The organism is Burkholderia multivorans ATCC BAA-247 (assembly GCF_000959525.1).
GTDB classification, from domain to species: domain Bacteria; phylum Pseudomonadota; class Gammaproteobacteria; order Burkholderiales; family Burkholderiaceae; genus Burkholderia; species Burkholderia multivorans.
Map to the genome: position 1 here is coordinate 1,666,289 of NZ_CP009832.1, position 18,220 is coordinate 1,684,508.

Consider the following 18,220-nt stretch of genomic DNA (forward strand, 5'->3'; position numbering starts at 1 on the left):
GCTAGAGCGGCGTCACCAAACAACGCGCGCGGGCACGGCTTTCGCCGACGGACGGCCGCACAACGGGTTCGCGGCCGCAGCGCGCGAAAGTCAAACTGGCGTTTGGATTTCGATGCGGTGCCGTTGCGCGAGGCACGGGATAGAGTGAGTGGAACGCGTCGGTGCAGGCGTCAGAGAAGGGCGCGGCGGTGTGACGCTGCCAAGCGTTGGGCGAAAGCCGCGTAACGCGACGCGAGCCGGCGCGGCTGCGCAACGCCGTCGACGCGCGTGTTTCGATTAACGGCGCCGACGCAGGAAACTTTGCGGGAACATTCACAAAATGCATGCGACCCGTTCTAATCGGCCAAACTGTCTGTTATACTTTTGTGCTTTCGGGGCGTAGCGCAGCCTGGTAGCGTACCTGCATGGGGTGCAGGTGGTCGGAGGTTCAAATCCTCTCGCCCCGACCAGACAAGAACCCGCGTCAGTTCAAGCTGACGCGGGTTTTTTCTTGCCGGTCGCTTTTTTGCACAGTGCCGCGCGGCCCCGGTAAAATGCACGGTTGATCCACGGAAAGCGCCGTGATTTAGCGGAAGAGGATTCCCCGAACATGACTGATCTTCGTCTTACCATGCGGTTCGCTGCAGTGCTCGCCACCGGCGCGCTCGTCGCCGGTTGCGGTACGTCGTCGCCCACGAAAGTGGACTACAAGAGCGACTCGAAATCGAAGGAAGCGTCGCTTGCAGTGCCGCCCAACATGCTCGACGAGACGGCCGATCAGCGTTCGCTGCCTCCGCAGGGCGGCGCGACTTCCCTGTCTGCGCTGCAGCAGGTCCAGCAGGCTGCACCGGCCACGGACACCGTCGCGCCGGCCGTCGCCGACATGCGCATCCAGCGCGACGGCACCGAGAGCTGGCTCGTGATCGACGGCAAGAAGCCGGCCGACGTGTGGCCGCAGGTGCGCCGCTTCTGGCAGGAGCAGGGTTTCCTGCTCGTCGTCGACCAGCGCGACAAGGGCGTGATGGAAACGGACTGGAACGAGACGCGCCCGCAAATCAACGACGGCCTGATCCGCAGCGTGATCTCGAAGGCGATGGGCAACTCGTACGTGACGGCCGAGCGCAACAAGTACCGCACGCGTCTCGACGCGGCGCCGAACGGCGGCACCTACGTGTTCATCAGCCAGAAGGGGATGCGCGAAGCGCTCACCGGCGCGAACAACGATTCGAGCAAGTGGGAGCCGAAGCCGAACGATCCGGGCCTCGAAACCGAATACCTGAAGCGCCTGATGGCCGTGCTCGCGCAAAACGAGCAGCGTGCGAAGAACGGCGAGCCGCCGATCGCCAACATCAAGGAAGAGGCAGCGCCGAAGGACAAGAAGGACGCCGATGCGTCGTCGAAGGCGGCCGCCGCCATCGCCGCGCAGAACGTGTCGCGCACGTCGTCGCAGGGCGGCGATGCGAGCGCCGCCACGGTGCCGTCCGAGGTGACGCTCGGCGAACCGTACGATCGCTCCTGGCTGCATGTCGGCTTGGCGCTCGATCGCGCGAACTTCACGGTCGACGATCGCGATCGCACGCAGGGGCTGTATTTCGTGCGCTACGTCGATCCGAAGGATCTCAGCGCGGCCCAGCAAGGCTTCTGGAGCCAGCTGTTCCACGGCAAGAAGGAGAAGCAGGCGAAGCAGTATCGCGTCAACGTGAAGGCGCTGACGCCGGACGAGACGCGCGTCGCGGTCGTCGACGAGTCGGGCGCAATCGACACCTCGTCGCCCGCGCGCCAGATCATGGCACTGCTCGTGAATCAGCTGCGCTGACCGCACCACGCCCCCATGCAAAACCCGCCATCCGGCGGGTTTTTTTATGCGCGCGCGGACGTGCGGGACAGCGCACGGACACCTCGCGTGACGTTACGTAACGTTCCGGGCGTTACGGTGGCAGAACGCGTGTTACATCGTCACGGCCTAAAAATTTCCGCTTATAAATCAACGCAATAGTGGCCAATCCTCATCTGGCACGGAAGCTGCTTTGTATGTAGGGATTGTCAGAAAGGGGAGGACGGCGTCAGATGCCGGGCGCGCGTCGCGAACGCCCGATCAACGGTATCGACGCTGCCGATGCCGGTGCAATGCGCCGGCGACAACGATGACGATCCGCGCCCGCGCGCGGATCCCGATGGCCCCGTCGCCTATCCTCGTAGGGCGACGGTTTTGCCCGCGCTTCTCTGAAGCGCGGGCTATTTTTTTGGTCCGTCGCGATGTACGGCGCCCATACGGTCACCGTGCGATTCGCGTATTCTCGTCGTTTTCGGATTCGACGGAGTCGGTATGGCTGAAATTGCAGTGGTCGCGTTGATTGTCGCGAAGCCCGGCGCGGAAGAGAAACTGCGCGCGGTGCTCGAGCGTATCGTCGAGCCGACGCGCAACGAAGTCGGCGCGTTGCAATACGATCTGCATCGGGACCTGAAGGAGCCGGCCCGATTCGTCTTCATCGAACGATGGGAGAGCGAGGAGGCGCTGGCCGCCCATGCGCGTTCCGCGCATATCCTCGCGTATCGCGAGGCGGCCGCGGACTGGATCGAGCGTTCGGAAGTCCGCGTATTGTCGAAGCTTGCGTGAGCGAGCGGGGCGGCCGGCTGGCGCGGCCGCCGCGATGCGTCAGTGCGACGCGTTCGGCACGTCGAGGATCAGGATGATCGTCCAGTCGGCGTCGCCGTCGTGATGGTACTGGCGTTCCGCGACGATGAACGGCTGCTGCTTGCCTTGCGGGCCGAGGAACAGCACGTCGCCTTCCATCGGCAGGCACTCGATCGGCGGCAGTGCGAGGAACGCGTCGTCCGAGCCGCGCGGCATCAGTTGCTTGATCTTGCGAGTGGCGGCTTCGGTCCACTCGATGTCGAGTTGAATGTTGCTCATGCTGTCCTCCGCACCGGGGTGCGCACGGTTGGAAAAATTCGGTGCGCGACTTTAGCACAGCGCGCGGGCGCCGCAAGTAAAAAAGCCGAACCCGGTTGCCCGGATTCGGCTTTTCGCTTGTGCGGAGCCGCCGAACTTACTGGCTCGCAGCGTCTGCCGGCGCGGCCTTCTTGCCGGCCTTCTTCGCTGCCTTGTGGTGAGCAGCCTTCTTGCCGTGGTGATGCTCTTCGTGCATCGCCGGCTGCGCCGCTTCGGACGCTTGCTGCTGTTGCAGCGCCTGTGCGCGCTGCTCGATCTCGGCGATCTTGGCCGGATCGGTGATGGTCTTGATTTCCGTGCTCTCTTGCGCATACGCTGCGCCAGTCAGCGCCGACATCGCAACCAGGATAGCCAGGGACGTCTTCTTCATTGCTTTACCTCCGCTAAGTGGTGATGAACCCGAGTGTTGCCGTTTTGTCTGGCGACTGCAATCGAGTGCGTGTCGAGTGTAACAAAAGTGACGGATCAATGTGCACCGGATCGCGCCGGCGCGCAAGCGTACGTTGAAGCCGCGCAACACTTCGCGAGGCCCGTCACGCGCATGCCATCGTCCGTTGCGATCGTTGCGGCGCGCTGCGCGATCAGAACCGGCCGATCAGCCGATAGACATGAAACTGCGCGATGCCGATCGACTCGTGCAGCGCGAGTTCGGCCGCGACGACATTCGACCAGCGCGGCAGCCACCCCGTATGCGCTTCGCGGCGATTCGCAAAGACGGGCTGCGGATCGATGCCGAAACGGCGGAAGTCGAGCAGTGCGCGGCGCATCTGATACGACGACGTGATGAGAATACGCGCGTCGTCACGCCGTGAGCGTAGTATAGACGTCGTGAATTGCGCGTTTTCATAGGTCGTGCGGCTCTTCGGTTCGAGCACGAGATCGCCGGGATCGATGCCGGCGGCGACGAGTCCGCGCCCGTACACGGCCGCTTCGGTGTCGCCGTGATGCTGCGGATCGCCGCCCGACATCACGACGGTGCACCGCTCGGCCTGCCGGCGGCAGGTTCGGTACAGTTCGGCGGCCTTGCGAATGCGAGCCGCGCCGTCCCGCGGCGGCCGAAGGCCGTCATCGGCGCGCTGCGTGCCGGCACCGAGGACGATGAGTACCGTCTGTCCATGCATGTCCGGATGCTCGACCGGTTCGACGCCGGCTTCGGCCCACGCGACGAATGGCGCCGCGAGCCAGCCGCTCGCGATGAGCCAGAACAGCGCGACCGCGGCGAGCGCGATACGCCGCCGTTGCTTGCGGCACAGCAGGAATCCGATGAAGAGAAGTACAAATGAATCGAACAGAATCAATTTGATTGGGGTATGGTGTCTTTTTATGGATGGCTGACAATTCGCCCCTGACGCGACGCCGAATGTCGGCCCCAAGAACCGGTGGCGGTATCGGCGGGCGGAGACCCCGTCCGGCGCGCCGCTTCGCATTGTCGCTGCACTTTAAGAAAGAATCGAGATGGCCACGTATTCCAATGAAGCGGTGCTCGACGCATTGAGACGAGTGCAGTACCGCCAGGTTCCGTGGGCGCGCCGCCCGGGCGTGTTCGAGTATCTGCGATCGCTCGGGCTGATGGACACGGTCAGGCAGAAGACCGTGGCGCCCGCACCCGGCTTTCACGCCCCGGTGGACATCGCGGTGCTCACCGACAGCGGTCGCGCCGAGTTCGCGCGCCTCGAGCGCGAAGAGAAAGCGGCGACCTGGCTCGATCGACGGATGGACGACTACGCGCTCAGCGAAGCGGGCGCCGTATCGGTTCTCGAAAGCCGCCTCTAGCGCAGGCGGCGTATCCGCCGCAAAGGGCATGCTCGAAAAAAAGCCCGTATCACGAGGATACGGGCGTACCGGATACTTTTGCTGCTGCCACGCTGTGCTCATGGCAACCGTGTGACCCGGTGCATGGCGGTCAGTTCCCTGGCGCCGGCATTTTCTTCGGTGAATCGGTGAAGTGCGACTACCTGCGACTACGGATGTCGCGGCAGGTCGTTCGGCTGCGAGCCGATGCGTGCGCGCGCGTTGCTTGCGATGTCGCCGCGCAGGTCGCCGCGCGGCACGGTCTGCCGGTCGGGCGGTGCGGAGGGCGGCGGCTGATGCGCCAGCGCATTTCGATGATCCTGGCGGCGTGGCGCCTTCGTGCGATCGTCGGCGTGGACGGGAGTCGCCAGCACCACGGAAACGACAATGCCGCATGCGACGAGCAGTGACATTGGTTTCATGGAGGGCTCCCTTCAAGCCGTCGGCGCGGCCCGTTGATATGTCGCTAAGGTAAGCGTGGGAGTGCAGGCTTGCTGTAAATAATAGTAAATAGATGTATCGCCGAGCGGCGTCCGTAACGGGGCGTCACGCGTGCGCCGCGCGCAAGGCGGCAAGCAGAATGAAAACGGGCGGCCGAAGCCGCCCGTATCGCTATCCGTTACGCCATTTTGACCGGCGCGCGCCACGATTCCGGATTGGTCCAGAACGCGCCGCGCAGTCGATCGCGGCTCGGCGGTGCAGGCGGCTTCGCCGCGCTTGCGCCGATCCGGCCGCGCAGCGAAATCTGACGGCCGCTCGTGCCGAGTCGCTTGACGATTTCGGCGAGTGTGCCGTCGGCCTGCCATTCATCGAAGCGACGACGGCAGGTCGGCGGAGACGGATAGCGGCCCGGCAGTTTGGACCAGCCTTCGCCCGTCGACAGAACCCAAAGCACGGCATTTACCACCGAACGGGCCTCCACGCGCGGGCGGCCGCGCCGCTCACTGCGTGCAGGCTCCGAGCAAAACAGTCCTTCGACCAGCGCCCATTCGTTATCTCTCAAATCGTCGAACAGCATCATGTCCTCACCTCAGCGAAGCTAACTCCGGTGCGCTGCCATGCGCCGCGCACTCTTCAGGCACTCGTCGTCGAGTGCCGGGTGGGGGCGTTCGGTTGGCCGGTAGCGGTGTTCCTGCCCGTTGTCCGACATCACCTGCGCCCTGTGCGCCATGCAATGCACGAAGCGTGCCATGTCGGAGGCGAATCCCTCGAGAGCCGCTTGGCAGCGAGCCGACGGCTAAGTCAGCTAGGGGCGTATAAGACGCCAAAATAACCCGCCAGCAAATCAGGACAATCACCAATCTTGTGCAATTCGCCCGTACGGCGTGCGTTTGCGCGCTTATTGCACCGCAGCGAAACACGCCGTGCCGAGATCGATTCACACGTCGCGGCATCCATCGCGCATTAAAATCGCGCATCGATATCGACGATTGATGAGGTCCGGGGATGAACGTCACGCTGCGCCAGCTTCGCGTATTCATCGAGGTCGCGCGGCTCAGGAGCTTCAGCCGCGCCGGCGACGAGATCGGGCTCACGCAGTCCGCGGTCAGCCGTTGCGTGCGCGAACTGGAGACCGAGCTCGGGCTGAAGCTGATCGATCGCACGACGCGCGACGTGCAGCTGACCGATGTCGGGGCGAACCTGATCGCGAGCGTGTCGCGGCAGCTCGACGATCTCGACGACACGCTGCGCGAAATTCGCGAGATCGGCGAGCAGCGCCGCGGGCGCGTGATCGTCGCGGCGAGCCCGACGATCGCGTGCCGGCTGATGCCGCGCGTCGTCGCGTCGTGCGAGCGGCAGTTTCCGTTCGTCACGCTCGGGCTGCGCGACGACGTGCAAAGCGACGTGCTGCGCAAGGTGAAGTCGAGCGAAGTCGACTTCGGCGTCGTGATCGGGCCGCTGGCCGTCGCGGATCTCGTCTGCGAGCCGCTGATGACCGATTCGTTCTGCCTCGTCGCGCGCGCCGATCATCCGCTGGCCGCACGCACCGAGGTGCCGTGGACCGCGCTGAACGGCGAACGCCTCGTCCTGCTCGATCACGCCTCGGGCAGCCGTCCGCTGATCGATGCGGCACTGGCCGCTCACCGCGTCAACGCGACGGTGATGCAGGAGCTCGGCCATTCCGCGACCGTGTTCGGGCTCGTCGAGGCCGGCATCGGCGTGAGCGTGCAGCCGTGGCTGTCGTTGCCGTTGCCGGCCGGCTCGACGCTCGTCGCGCGGCCGCTGACGCCGCGCACCGAACGGACGGTCGAGCTCGTGCGGCGCCGCGACCGGTCGCTGTCACCTGCCGCGCAGGCGATCTGGGAGCTCGTGCGCGAGATGCCGTCGCGTGCGGAGGACCTCGACTGACGCGCGTGCGGCCCTGCGTCGTGGGTACACTACGCGAATCGTGTTCTCCGGTGGCGATCGACGATGGTGCATTCCGCAGATTCCGCAGAGTTCGACCCGGCGCATGAGCCGGCGGCCCGCGAAGCAGTGCACGCGTTGCGCCCGTCGCTGATCCGCGAAGTCGCGAATGCAGGTTTCGGCGTGCGCGACGTCTTGCCGTTCTGGTTCGGCGAATCCGATCGCGTGACGCCGGACTTCATCCGCGATGCGGCGGCCGTCGCGTTGCGGGACGGCGCGACGTTCTACACGCCGAATCTCGGCACGGCGTCGCTGCGTCGTGCGATCGCCGGCTACGTGAGCGCGCGCCACGGTGCCACGGCGCTCGACTCGATCGCGGTCACGAGCTCGGGCGTCAGCGCGCTGATGCTCGCCGCGCAGCTGCTGGTCGGGCCCGGCGATCGAGTCGTCGCGCTCACGCCGCTGTGGCCGAATCTGGTCGAGATTCCGAAGATTCTCGGTGCGTGCGTCGAGTGCGTGCCGCTCGCGTATGGGCGCGCCGGCTGGCAGCTCGACGTCGACCGGCTGCTCGCGGCGCTGACGCCCGACACGCGGATGCTGATGATCAACTCACCGAACAATCCGACCGGCTGGACGATGTCGCGCGACGATCAGCTTGCCGTGCTCGCGCATTGCCGCCGACACGGGATCTGGATCGTGGCCGACGAGGTGTACGAGCGGCTCGCGTTCGATGCGGGCGGCGCGCCATCGTTGCTCGATATTGCGTCACGCGACGAACGCGTCGTCGTCGTCAATTCGTTTTCCAAAGCATGGGCGATGACGGGCTGGCGGCTCGGCTGGCTCGTCGCGCCCGTTGCCTTGGCCGGCGATCTGTCGAAGCTGGTCGAATACAACACCTCCTGCGCGCCGGCGTTCGTGCAGGCGGCCGGCGAAGTCGCGCTGCGCGACGGCGAGCCGTTTGTCCGCACGTTCGTGGCGGCGCTGCGCGACGCACGCGATCATCTGATCGGCGCGTTGCGCCCGCTGCCGGGCGTCGACGTGGCCGCGCCGCCGGGCGCGATGTACGTGTTCCTGAAGCTGCCGGGTGCCGACGACAGCCTCGCGTTCTGCAAGGCGCTGGTGCGCGAGGCGGCGCTCGGCCTTGCGCCCGGTCGCGCGTTCGGGCCGGAAGGCGAGGGCTTCGTGCGCTGGTGCTACGCCTGCGATACGGCTCGACTGGATGCCGGTGTCGAGCGACTACGGCGCTTTCTGGCGCGCGGCGCGCGTGCCGGCTGAAGCGGGGCCGGAGTGCCGGCCGCGCCGCGCGACTCATCTTTACGCACCGGGCAATTTTGCGTAATATGGCGCTCAGTCACGCGGCTCCGTCGTTGAGTCGTGCTGTTCCGTCCGGTTCGGGCCTGGCTTGAAGTCGATGCTGCCGCCCCCGGTTCGTGCTCCCATCAATATGACCGATCAGAATCGGGCGAGCGCGTCTTCCGTTCCTTTCGTCTGTTTTGTTGATCCGGTTCGTTTGACCACAGGGTCTGGCCTAGCTGCATGAATACCCAAGAGGCGAAGATCGTCCTCGAGACTGCTTTGATCTGTGCGCAGGAGCCGCTCAAGCTCGGCGATTTGCGCAAGCTCTTTGCCGACGGCGTGTCGGCTGACACGGTCCGCACGTTGCTCGAAGATCTGAAACAGGATTGGTCCGGCCGCGGTGTCGAATTGGTGGCGCTCGCGAGCGGATGGCGCTTTCAGAGCAAGCCGGCGATGCGTCATTTTCTCGATCGCCTGCATCCGGAAAAGCCGCCGAAATATTCGCGCGCGGTGCTCGAAACGCTGGCAATCATCGCGTACCGGCAGCCGGTCACGCGCGGCGACATCGAGGAAATCCGCGGTGTCACGGTCAACACGCAGGTGGTCAAGCAGCTCGAGGATCGCAACTGGATCGAAGTGATCGGGCATCGCGACGTGCCGGGGCGTCCTGCGCTGTATGCGACGACGAAGCAGTTTCTCGACGACCTCGGACTGAAGGCGCTCGACGATCTGCCCGCGCTCGAAGAGCCGGCCGCGAACATCGAGGCCGCGCTGCTCGCGCAGCAGGCAATGGATTTCGACGGCGACGCGCCGGAAGCCGCCGACGATGCGACCGCGGCCGATGCGTCGTCGGCCGAAGCGGCTGAAGCGGGCGAAGCAATCGAAGCAGCCGAAGCGCAGCCGGACGCCGTGCCGAACATGGCGACGACGGACGAACACGCGTCGACGCAGGAATTGCCAAACCGCGATACGCTCGGGGCTGATCGCGGGAAAACGGAACAGGCCGGTGCCGAAGCAGCGCCGGCCGGCGTGCAGCCGGTGCCGCTGCATGCGGAATCGAACGAGGAAGATCGCAAGCCGGCCGCCGAAGCGGCTGCCGGAGACGGTGTGGAAGCGACCGGCGACAGGCCGGACGGGGCCGAAGAGGCCGATGCGCACCGTACCCGTCCCGCGGACGGCGAGATGCCGGACGACACGTCCGACAGTCTTGCCGGCGCCGTGCGCAGCGCCAGCGCGTCGATCGACGCGGATGCGCTGCAGGACGACGAAGCAGAACCCGAACAGCGTCGCGCCTGATCGCGGCTGACTTCTTGCCGCGCCCGTTCCGGGCGCGAGACCTGACATTTTGAGGTTGTTTTGACAGATATCCACGATATTGAATCGTCCGCGCCCGCCGTGCAGGCTGCGCGCGCCGACGATGCGCCGGAGCAGGACGCTCCGGCCGCGGGTGGCGACGAACGTCCCCGCCGCGGCCTGCGGCGCGGTCCGCGCAGTCTGATCGCGCGCCGTCGCGCAGCGGCCAAGTCGAAGGGCGCCGACGCGGCGCCGCAAGACGGCGAAGCCGCCGATGCGCCGCCGGCCGATGCCGCGCAGGCGCAGCCGGCGCGTGCGCCGCGCAAGGAAGGCGCGGCCAAGGGCGGGCGCGGCAAGTCCGGCGGCAAGCGCGAAGGCGCGGGCGGCAAGGGCGCGCAGGGGCAGGCCCAAGGCCAGGCCAAGCGCGGCGGCGCGTCGAAGGGCGAAGGCGAAGCGGCGCAGGACGACCTGTTCGCCTACGTGACGTCGCCGGCGTTCGACGCGGACAACGCGGCACCGGGCAGCGGCGTGCGTGCGCCGATGCTGCGCCGCGGCCGCGGTCAGCCGGCGAACAAGCGCGTGCTGTCGCCGGACGACGACGCGCCGAAGCTGCACAAGGTGCTCGCGGAGGCGGGCATGGGCTCGCGCCGCGAAATGGAAGAGCTGATCATCGCCGGCCGCGTGTCGGTGAACGGCGAGCCCGCGCATATCGGCCAGCGCATCATGCCGACCGACCAGGTGCGGATCAACGGCAAGCCGGTCAAGCGCAAGCTGCCGAACAAGCCGCCGCGCGTGCTGCTCTACCACAAGCCGACCGGCGAGATCGTCAGTCACGCGGATCCGGAAGGCCGTCCGTCGGTGTTCGATCGCCTGCCGCCGATGAAGACGGCGAAATGGCTCGCGGTCGGCCGCCTCGACTTCAATACCGAAGGTCTGCTGATGCTGACGACCTCCGGCGATCTCGCGAACCGCTTCATGCATCCGCGCTACAGCGTCGAGCGCGAGTACGCGGTGCGCGTGGTCGGCGAACTGTCGGAAAGCGCGCGCCAGAAGCTGCTGCACGGCATCGAGCTCGACGACGGTCCCGCGAACTTCCTGCGCATCCGCGACGGCGGCGGCGAGGGCACGAATCACTGGTATCACGTCGCGCTGGCCGAAGGCCGTAACCGCGAAGTGCGCCGGATGTTCGAGGCAGTCGGCCTGATGGTGAGCCGCCTGATCCGCACGCGTCACGGCCCGATTCCGCTGCCGCGCGGCCTGAAGCGCGGCCGCTGGGAGGAGCTCGACGAGGCGCAGGTGCGCAAGCTGATGGCGACGGTCGGCCTGAAGGCGCCGTCGGAAGAGAAGGGCAAGCGCGGCGCCGGCCAGGCCGAGCGCCGGCAGCCCGATCCGATGCAGACCTCGATGGGCTTCATCAGCCGCGAGCCGGTGCTGACGACCCACGGCCAGCTCGACCAGCCGCGCCGCGGCGGTCGGCGCGGCGGCCCCGGCCTGCCGGGCCTGAGCGGCTACGGCAGCCTGCCGGTCGCGTCGGGGTACGGCAATCGCGCGGGCGGCCGTGACGTCGACGGCAATCGCGCGTCGCATGGCGGCGCCGGCGGCAAGCGCGGCGGCGGCAAGGGCGGCAATCGCAACCCGAACGGCAATCGCGCGGATGGCGGCGCCGGCAACGGCGGCCCGCGCGGCGGCCAGCGTCCGCAGCGCGGCGGGCGTTCGCGCGGCCGCTGAGGGGCGCGTTGCGCGAGGCGCGACAGCGCCGGCAAGACCGGGGCGATCCGGTTTTGTCGGCGCATTGCATTTTGCGTAATCGACGCTATATGAATAGTCGGCGGCGCGCAGACCGTTTCGCAGGAATTCGCGTTTAACGGTATATCGCGCGCCGTTCCGACGGCCGACGCTTGGCGTTTGCGCCAAAAATCGCTATAATCGCGGAGTCGCTGGGCGTACGGATTCGATGTGCGGCTCAGGTGCGACCACCGGTAAGAAGATGGGCGTTCCGCCCATTTTTTTTTGCTGAAACGGTTAGGCATCTCGGGTAGCGCTTCCTGCGCCGGCTAAGGCGCGCGCCCGCGGGTGAATCGCGAGCGGCGGGCGCGAACACCTGAGAGGACACTGTGCAACTGACGGAACTGATAGAAACCACGGTCACCGGGCTCGGCTACGAGCTGGTGGATCTCGAGCGCACCGGGCGCGGCATGCTTTGCGTCTATATCGATCAGCCTGCCGGCATCTCGCTCGAAGATTGCGAAAAGGTCACGCGTCAGCTCCAGCACGTCTTGACGGTCGAAAACATCGATTACGAACGGCTCGAAGTCTCGTCTCCGGGGCTCGACCGCCCGTTGAAGAAGCTGGCCGACTTCGAGCGCTTCGCCGGCAGTGAAGTCTCCGTGACCTTGAAAAAGCCGCTGGACGGGCGCAAGACGTACCGGGGCATTCTGCACGCGCCGAACGGCGAAACGATCGGTTTGGAATTTGAGAGGAAGAAGGGCGAGGCGGCCATGCTGGATTTCACGCTGGCCGACATCGACAAAGCCCGCCTGATTCCGCAAGTTGACTTTAGGAGCCGCAAATAATGAGTCGCGAAGTTTTGATGCTGGTGGATGCGCTGGCGCGCGAGAAAAACGTCGACAAGGATGTGGTGCTGGGCGCGCTCGAGGCTGCGCTCGCGTCCGCTTCCAAGAAGCTGTTCGACGAAGGCGCCGAAATCCGCGTCCATATCGATCGCGAAAGCGGCGAGCACGAAACCTTCCGTCGCTGGCTCGTCGTGCCCGACGAAGCGGGCCTGCAGGAGCCGGATCGCGAGATCCTGCTGTTCGAAGCGCGCGAGCAGAAGCCCGACGTCGAAGTCGGCGAATACATCGAGGAACCCGTTCCGTCGATCGAATTCGGCCGGATCGGCGCGCAGGCCGCGAAGCAGGTGATCCTGCAGAAGGTGCGCGATGCCGAACGCGAGCAGATCCTGAACGACTACCTCGAGCGCGGCGAAAAGATCATGACCGGCACGGTGAAGCGCCTCGACAAGGGCAACTTCATCGTCGAATCGGGTCGCGTCGAGGCGCTGCTGCGCCGCGATCAGCTGATCCCGAAGGAAAACCTGCGCGTGGGCGACCGCGTGCGCGCGTACATCGCGAAGGTCGACCGCACCGCGCGCGGCCCGCAGATCGAACTGTCGCGCACCGCGCCCGAGTTCCTGATGAAGCTGTTCGAGATGGAAGTGCCGGAGATCGAGCAGGGCCTGCTCGAGATCAAGGCTGCCGCTCGCGATCCGGGCGTGCGCGCAAAGATCGGCGTCGTCGCGTACGACAAGCGGATCGATCCGATCGGCACCTGCGTCGGCATTCGCGGCTCGCGCGTGCAGGCCGTGCGCAACGAGCTCGGTGGCGAAAACATCGACATCGTGCTATGGTCGGAGGATCCCGCCCAGTTCGTGATCGGCGCGCTCGCGCCGGCCGCTGTCCAGTCGATCGTCGTCGATGAAGAAAAGCATTCGATGGATGTCGTCGTCGACGAGAACGAGCTGGCCGTCGCGATCGGCCGTAGCGGTCAGAACGTTCGCCTTGCCAGCGAACTGACCGGCTGGCAGATCAACATCATGACCCCGGACGAGTCCGCCCAGAAGCAGGGCGAGGAGCGCGACCGGCTGCGTGCACTGTTCATGACGCGTCTCGACGTCGACGAAGAAGTCGCCGACATCCTGATCGACGAAGGCTTCACGAGCCTCGAAGAGATTGCTTACGTGCCGCTCAACGAAATGCTCGAGATCGAAGCGTTCGACGAGGACACCGTGCACGAACTGCGCAACCGCGCGCGCGATGCGCTGCTGACGATGGCGATCGCGAACGAGGAAAAGGTCGAAAACGCGGCGCTGGATCTGAAGAGCCTCGACGGCGTGACGCCGGAGCTGCTCGCGAAGCTGGCCGAACACGGCGTGGCGACGCGCGACGATCTCGCCGAGCTGGCGGTGGACGAACTGGTCGACATGACCGGAATGGAAGAGGATGCCGCTAAGGCGTTGATCATGAAAGCACGTGAACACTGGTTCCAGTGAGAAATGACCATGGCGCACTGATTTGATGGCGGCCGTATGGCCTGACCCGATGCTAACCGCAAGGAATCGGTCCTTGCACTAAGAGGAATGAATGGCGAGTAACAACGTAGCCCAATTTGCCGCGGAACTGAAAATGCCTGCTGGTGTGCTGCTCGAACAGCTGCAGGCAGCGGGCGTCCAGAAAGCGAGTGAAGACGATGCGCTGTCCGAGGCGGACAAGGCGCGTCTGCTCGATCATTTGCGCAAGTCGCACGGCGCAACCGATGGCGACAAGCGCAAGATCACGCTGACCCGCAAGCATACGTCGGAGATCAAGCAGTCTGACGCGACGGGCAAGGCTCGCACCATTCAGGTCGAGGTGCGCAAGAAGCGCACGTTCGTCAAGCGCGACGACGTGAGCGATGTCGCGGAACAGGGTCAGGCGCAGGTCGCCGAAGCGGACGACGATGCGGAACTGAAGCGTCGCGAGGAAGAGGCGCGCCGCGAGGCCGCGCTGCTCGAGAAGCAGGCGCAGGAACTGCGCGAGCGTCAGGAACGCCTCGAGCGCGAGGAAGCGGAACGCCGTGCCCGCGAGGAAGCGGCCGAAGCCGAACGCCGTCGCGCGGAGGAAGAAGCCGCAGCGAAGCGTGCGGCAGCCGAAGCGGCCGCCGCGCAACAGGCGGCGCAGCAGGCGGCTGCGGCCCAGCAGGCGGCGGCACCGGCCGATTCCGCGCAGGACGAAGCACGTGCGGCTGCCGAACGCGCAGCGCAGCGCGAAGCGGCGAAGAAGGCTGAGGACGCCGCGCGCGAGGCTGCCGAAAAGGCGCGCGCCGAGCAGGAAGAAATTCGCAAGCGCCGCGAGGCGGCGGAAGCCGAAGCGCGTGCGATCCGCGAGATGATGAACACGCCGCGCAAGGCCGTGGTCAAGGCGGTCGAACCGCCGAAGCCGGCCGAACCGGCGAAGCCCGCCGAGGCGAAGGGCACGCTGCACAAGCCGGCGAAGCCGGAAGGTGCGCAGGCGCGTCCGGCCGCGAAGAAGCCGGCCGCTGCGCCGGCTGCCACGCCGGCACCGGCAGGCGCGGGCGACCGCAACAAGAAGCCGGGCGGCGGCAAGGGCGGCTGGCAGGACGACGCGGCGAAGCGGCGCGGCATCAAGACGCGCGGCGATTCGAGCGGCGGCGTCGACCGCGGCTGGCGCGGCGGCCCGAAGGGGCGCGGCCGTCACCAGGACAACGCCTCGTCGTTCCAGGCGCCGACCGAGCCGATCGTGCGTGAAGTGCACGTGCCGGAAACCATCTCGGTGGCCGATCTCGCGCACAAGATGGCGATCAAGGCCTCCGAAGTCATCAAGGTGATGATGAAGATGGGCCAGATGGTCACGATCAACCAGGTGCTCGACCAGGAAACGGCGATGATCGTCGTCGAGGAACTGGGTCACCGTGCGCTCGCAGCGAAGCTGGACGATCCGGAAGCGCTGCTCGTCGAAGGCGAAACGGGCTCCGACGCAGAGCAACTGCCGCGTCCGCCGGTCGTCACGGTGATGGGTCACGTCGACCACGGCAAGACCTCGCTGCTCGACTACATCCGTCGCGCGAAGGTCGCGGCAGGCGAAGCGGGCGGCATTACGCAGCACATCGGCGCGTATCACGTCGAGACGCCGCGCGGCGTCGTCACGTTCCTCGATACGCCGGGTCACGAGGCGTTCACGGCGATGCGTGCACGCGGCGCGAAGGCGACCGACATCGTGATTCTGGTCGTCGCGGCCGACGACGGCGTGATGCCGCAGACGAAGGAAGCGATCTCGCACGCGAAGGCGGGCGGGGTGCCGATCGTCGTCGCGATCAACAAGATCGACAAGCCGGAAGCGAACCCGGACCGCGTGAAGCAGGAACTGGTCGCCGAAGGCGTCGTGCCGGAAGAATACGGTGGCGATTCGCCGTTCGTGCCGGTGTCGGCAAAGACGGGCGCGGGCATCGACGATCTGCTCGAGAACGTGCTGCTGCAGGCCGAAGTGCTGGAACTGAAGGCACCGGTCGAGGCGCCGGCGAAGGGCATCGTGATCGAGGCGAAGCTCGACAAGGGTAAGGGTCCGGTCGCGACGATGCTCGTGCAGTCCGGTACGCTGAGCCGCGGCGACATCGTGCTGGCCGGTAGCGCATACGGCCGCGTGCGTGCGATGCTCGACGAGAACGGCAAGCCGACGAAGGAAGCCGGCCCGTCGATCCCGGTCGAGATCCAGGGTCTGTCGGAAGTGCCGGCCGCCGGCGAGGAAGTCATCGTGCTGCCGGACGAGCGCAAGGCGCGCGAAATCGCGCTGTTCCGTCAGGGCAAGTTCCGCGACGTGAAGCTGGCGAAGCAGCAGGCGGCGAAGCTGGAAAGCATGCTCGAGCAGATGGGCGAAGGCGAAGTGCAGAACCTGCCGCTCATCATCAAGGCCGACGTGCAAGGCTCGCAGGAAGCGCTGGTGCAGTCGCTGCTCAAGCTGTCGACCGACGAAGTGCGCGTGCAGATCGTGCACAGCGCGGTGGGCGGCATCAGCGAAAGCGACGTCAACCTCGCGACCGCGTCGAAGGCCGTCATCATCGGCTTCAACACGCGTGCGGACGCACAGGCGCGCAAGCTGGCCGAAGCGAACGGCATCGACATCCGCTACTACAACATCATCTACGACGCAGTGGATGAGGTGAAGGCGGCGATGTCCGGCATGCTGGCGCCGGAGAAGCGCGAAGTCGTGACGGGCATGGTCGAGGTGCGCCAGGTGTTCAAGGTGCCGAAGGTCGGCACGGTCGCCGGCTGTATGGTCACCGACGGTATCGTCAAGCGTTCGTCGTCGGTGCGCGTGCTGCGCAACAACGTCGTGATCTTCACGGGCGAACTCGAATCGCTGAAGCGCTTCAAGGACGACGTGAAGGAAGTCAAGCAAGGCTTCGAATGCGGTATGTCGGTGAAGAACTTCAACGACATCCTCGAAGGCGACCAGTTCGAAGTCTTCGAAGTGACCGAAGTCGCGCGTACGCTGTAACGCAATCGCGCATCGGCTCATGGGCGGGGCAGGCTTGGGCCTGTCCCGCCCATTTTTTCATGGCCGCGCGCCGTTCGGCGCGCCGCCGTTTTATCCTGATAAACGGATCAGGGATTCGATCATGTCCAGGAAACGTACTTCTCCCAATCGCAACGTGCAGATCGCCGATCAGATTCAGCGCGACCTGTCCGAACTCATCATGCGCGAGGTCAAGGATCCGCGCATCGGCATCGTGACCATCCAGAGCGTCGAACTGACGCCGGACTACGCGCACGCGAAGATCTATTTCACGACGCTGACCGGCGATCCGGCCGCGACGCAGCAGGCGCTGAACCACGCGTCGGGCCATCTGCACAACCTGCTGTTCAAGCGGCTGCACATCCATACGGTGCCCACGCTGCACTTCCATTACGACCAGACGATCGAGAAGGCCGTCGCGATGTCGCGTCTGATCGACGAGGCGAACGCGACGCGCGCGAAGGACGACGACGAGGCCGACGCGCCGGCGAAGGACGACTGAGCGTATTCCGCCTATGACGACTGCAGCATCCCAACGTCCGCGCGTACCGCGCCGCGCGCTGGACGGCGTCCTGCTGCTCGACAAGCCGGTCGGCCTGTCGAGCAACGATGCGCTGATTCGCGCGAAGCGCCTGTACCTCGCGAAGAAGGCCGGGCATACCGGCACGCTCGATCCGCTTGCATCGGGCCTGCTGCCGCTGTGCTTCGGCGAAGCGACGAAGTTCTCGCAGGATCTGCTCGAGGCGGACAAGACCTATGAAGCGACGATGCGGCTCGGCGTGCGTACCGCGACCGGCGACGCCGAAGGCGAGGTGCTCGACACGCGGCCCGTCGCATGCGATCGCGCGGCCGTCGAAGCGGCGCTCGTGCGTTTCACGGGCGACATCGTGCAGGTGCCGCCGATGTATTCGGCGCTCAAGCGCGACGGCAAGCCGCTGTACGAATACGCGCGTGCCGGTCAGACGGTCGAGCGCGAAGGTCGCGGCGTGACGATCCACGCACTCGACCTGCTCGCATGCGAACTGCCCGACGTGACGTTTCGCGTCACGTGCAGCAAGGGCACGTATGTGCGCACGCTCGCGGAAGACATCGGCGAAGCGCTCGGCTGCGGCGCGCATCTGACGATGCTGCGCCGCACGGGCGTCGGCGCGCTGACGCTCGAACATGCGGTGACGCTCGATGCGTTGTCCGATGCCGACGAAGCGGCGCGCGACGCCTGGCTTCAGCCCGTCGATGCGCTGCTGTCGACGTTCCCGCTGGTGCGTCTCGACGACACCTGCGCGAAGCGCTTCCTGCACGGGCAGCGTCTGCCGCTGTCGGCGCTGGCGGCGATCGACGCCGCCGAAGGCGAACGCGTGCGCGTGTACGACGCGACGCGGCTGCTCGGCGTCGCGCGCAAGATGAACGGCGTGCTTGCGCCGGAACGGCTCGTCGTCACCGCGCAATGACGCGCGCGCGCACGTGCGCCGTCGGAACGAAAAAAAGCCCGGTCGAG

General features: G+C 66.2%; 16 protein-coding genes, 1 tRNA gene and 1 pseudogene. 13 read left to right on the forward strand and 5 right to left on the reverse strand.

Features of this window, described 5'->3' with window-relative positions:
• Positions 1-372 precede the first annotated feature (372 nt).
• From NP80_RS20170 to NP80_RS20180, 3 genes are all read left to right on the forward strand, one after another.
• Positions 373-449, forward strand: a tRNA-Pro gene (locus NP80_RS20170).
• Positions 450-589: 140 nt separating this feature from the next.
• Entirely contained in the window at positions 590-1,795 is a 1,206-nt protein-coding gene (gene bamC, locus NP80_RS20175) for an outer membrane protein assembly factor BamC (RefSeq protein ID WP_035946051.1), read from the forward strand.
• Between the two features lie 510 nt (positions 1,796-2,305).
• Positions 2,306-2,596 (forward strand): putative quinol monooxygenase, encoded by a 291-nt coding sequence (locus tag NP80_RS20180; RefSeq protein WP_006402075.1) that lies wholly within the window; start codon positions 2,306-2,308, stop codon positions 2,594-2,596.
• Positions 2,597-2,635: 39 nt separating this feature from the next.
• Here NP80_RS20180 and NP80_RS20185 read toward each other — a convergent pair whose 3' ends face one another.
• The 3 genes from NP80_RS20185 to NP80_RS20195 form a co-directional block, all read right to left on the reverse strand.
• On the reverse strand, positions 2,636-2,893 hold the full coding sequence (locus tag NP80_RS20185; RefSeq protein WP_004191628.1) for a hypothetical protein: 258 nt from the start codon (positions 2,891-2,893) through the stop codon (positions 2,636-2,638).
• 136 nt (positions 2,894-3,029) lie between these two features.
• Entirely contained in the window at positions 3,030-3,302 is a 273-nt protein-coding gene (locus NP80_RS20190; protein ID WP_006402074.1) for a hypothetical protein, read from the reverse strand.
• A gap of 211 nt (positions 3,303-3,513) precedes the next feature.
• Positions 3,514-4,230 (reverse strand): YdcF family protein, encoded by a 717-nt coding sequence (locus NP80_RS20195; protein ID WP_006409258.1) that lies wholly within the window; start codon positions 4,228-4,230, stop codon positions 3,514-3,516.
• A 157-nt stretch (positions 4,231-4,387) separates the two neighbouring features.
• Between NP80_RS20195 and NP80_RS20200 the strand changes: the two genes are divergently transcribed.
• Entirely contained in the window at positions 4,388-4,705 is a 318-nt protein-coding gene (locus NP80_RS20200) for a hypothetical protein (protein ID WP_006404957.1), read from the forward strand.
• Positions 4,706-4,893: 188 nt separating this feature from the next.
• On the opposite strand, the gene NP80_RS20205 is transcribed toward NP80_RS20200, so the two are convergent.
• Entirely contained in the window at positions 4,894-5,145 is a 252-nt protein-coding gene (locus tag NP80_RS20205) for a hypothetical protein (protein WP_006404956.1), read from the reverse strand.
• Between the two features lie 200 nt (positions 5,146-5,345).
• A pseudogene (locus tag NP80_RS20210) lies at positions 5,346-5,741 on the reverse strand (transposase); the annotation flags it as partial.
• Between the two features lie 428 nt (positions 5,742-6,169).
• Here NP80_RS20210 and NP80_RS20215 point away from each other — a divergent pair.
• From NP80_RS20215 to truB, 9 genes are all read left to right on the forward strand, one after another.
• Positions 6,170-7,072, forward strand: a complete 903-nt coding sequence (locus NP80_RS20215; protein ID WP_006404955.1) for a LysR family transcriptional regulator — start codon at positions 6,170-6,172, stop codon at positions 7,070-7,072.
• A 63-nt stretch (positions 7,073-7,135) separates the two neighbouring features.
• Entirely contained in the window at positions 7,136-8,344 is a 1,209-nt protein-coding gene (locus tag NP80_RS20220) for a pyridoxal phosphate-dependent aminotransferase (protein ID WP_006409267.1), read from the forward strand.
• Positions 8,345-8,605: 261 nt separating this feature from the next.
• Positions 8,606-9,661: an SMC-Scp complex subunit ScpB gene (gene scpB / locus NP80_RS20225; RefSeq protein WP_006404953.1), complete on the forward strand. Its 1,056-nt coding sequence runs from the start codon at positions 8,606-8,608 to the stop codon at positions 9,659-9,661.
• 60 nt (positions 9,662-9,721) lie between these two features.
• The gene (gene rluB, locus NP80_RS20230; protein WP_035488223.1) at positions 9,722-11,386 is read left to right on the forward strand and encodes a 23S rRNA pseudouridine(2605) synthase RluB; all 1,665 of its coding nucleotides are present in this window, start codon (positions 9,722-9,724) and stop codon (positions 11,384-11,386) included.
• Between the two features lie 386 nt (positions 11,387-11,772).
• Positions 11,773-12,231, forward strand: a complete 459-nt coding sequence (gene rimP / locus NP80_RS20235; protein ID WP_006402064.1) for a ribosome maturation factor RimP — start codon at positions 11,773-11,775, stop codon at positions 12,229-12,231.
• Positions 12,231-13,706, forward strand: coding sequence for a transcription termination factor NusA (nusA, locus tag NP80_RS20240; RefSeq protein WP_006404951.1), 1,476 nt, complete (start codon positions 12,231-12,233; stop codon positions 13,704-13,706). The genes rimP and nusA overlap by 1 nt, the downstream gene beginning before the upstream one ends.
• 91 nt (positions 13,707-13,797) lie before the next feature.
• Complete coding sequence (infB, locus tag NP80_RS20245; protein ID WP_006404950.1) at positions 13,798-16,707, forward strand: translation initiation factor IF-2; 2,910 nt, start codon at positions 13,798-13,800, stop codon at positions 16,705-16,707.
• A gap of 121 nt (positions 16,708-16,828) precedes the next feature.
• On the forward strand, positions 16,829-17,227 hold the full coding sequence (gene rbfA, locus NP80_RS20250) for a 30S ribosome-binding factor RbfA (RefSeq protein WP_035488224.1): 399 nt from the start codon (positions 16,829-16,831) through the stop codon (positions 17,225-17,227).
• A 13-nt stretch (positions 17,228-17,240) separates the two neighbouring features.
• Positions 17,241-18,173 (forward strand): tRNA pseudouridine(55) synthase TruB, encoded by a 933-nt coding sequence (gene truB, locus NP80_RS20255; protein ID WP_006404947.1) that lies wholly within the window; start codon positions 17,241-17,243, stop codon positions 18,171-18,173.
• Positions 18,174-18,220 lie beyond the last annotated feature (47 nt).

Bases quoted from the DNA above. Each gene is read 5' to 3' on its own strand.
- bamC (WP_035946051.1), top strand. From the start codon at position 590: ATGACTGATCTTCGTCTTACCATGCGGTTCGCTGCAGTGCTCGCCACC.
- NP80_RS20180 (WP_006402075.1), top strand. From the start codon at position 2,306: ATGGCTGAAATTGCAGTGGTCGCGTTGATTGTCGCGAAGCCCGGCGCG.
- NP80_RS20185 (WP_004191628.1), bottom strand. From the start codon at position 2,893: ATGAGCAACATTCAACTCGACATCGAGTGGACCGAAGCCGCCACTCGC.
- NP80_RS20190 (WP_006402074.1), bottom strand. From the start codon at position 3,302: ATGAAGAAGACGTCCCTGGCTATCCTGGTTGCGATGTCGGCGCTGACT.
- NP80_RS20200 (WP_006404957.1), top strand. From the start codon at position 4,388: ATGGCCACGTATTCCAATGAAGCGGTGCTCGACGCATTGAGACGAGTG.
- NP80_RS20205 (WP_006404956.1), bottom strand. From the start codon at position 5,145: ATGAAACCAATGTCACTGCTCGTCGCATGCGGCATTGTCGTTTCCGTG.
- NP80_RS20215 (WP_006404955.1), top strand. From the start codon at position 6,170: ATGAACGTCACGCTGCGCCAGCTTCGCGTATTCATCGAGGTCGCGCGG.
- NP80_RS20220 (WP_006409267.1), top strand. From the start codon at position 7,136: ATGGTGCATTCCGCAGATTCCGCAGAGTTCGACCCGGCGCATGAGCCG.
- scpB (WP_006404953.1), top strand. From the start codon at position 8,606: ATGAATACCCAAGAGGCGAAGATCGTCCTCGAGACTGCTTTGATCTGT.
- nusA (WP_006404951.1), top strand. From the start codon at position 12,231: ATGAGTCGCGAAGTTTTGATGCTGGTGGATGCGCTGGCGCGCGAGAAA.
- infB (WP_006404950.1), top strand. From the start codon at position 13,798: ATGGCGAGTAACAACGTAGCCCAATTTGCCGCGGAACTGAAAATGCCT.
- rbfA (WP_035488224.1), top strand. From the start codon at position 16,829: ATGTCCAGGAAACGTACTTCTCCCAATCGCAACGTGCAGATCGCCGAT.
- truB (WP_006404947.1), top strand. From the start codon at position 17,241: ATGACGACTGCAGCATCCCAACGTCCGCGCGTACCGCGCCGCGCGCTG.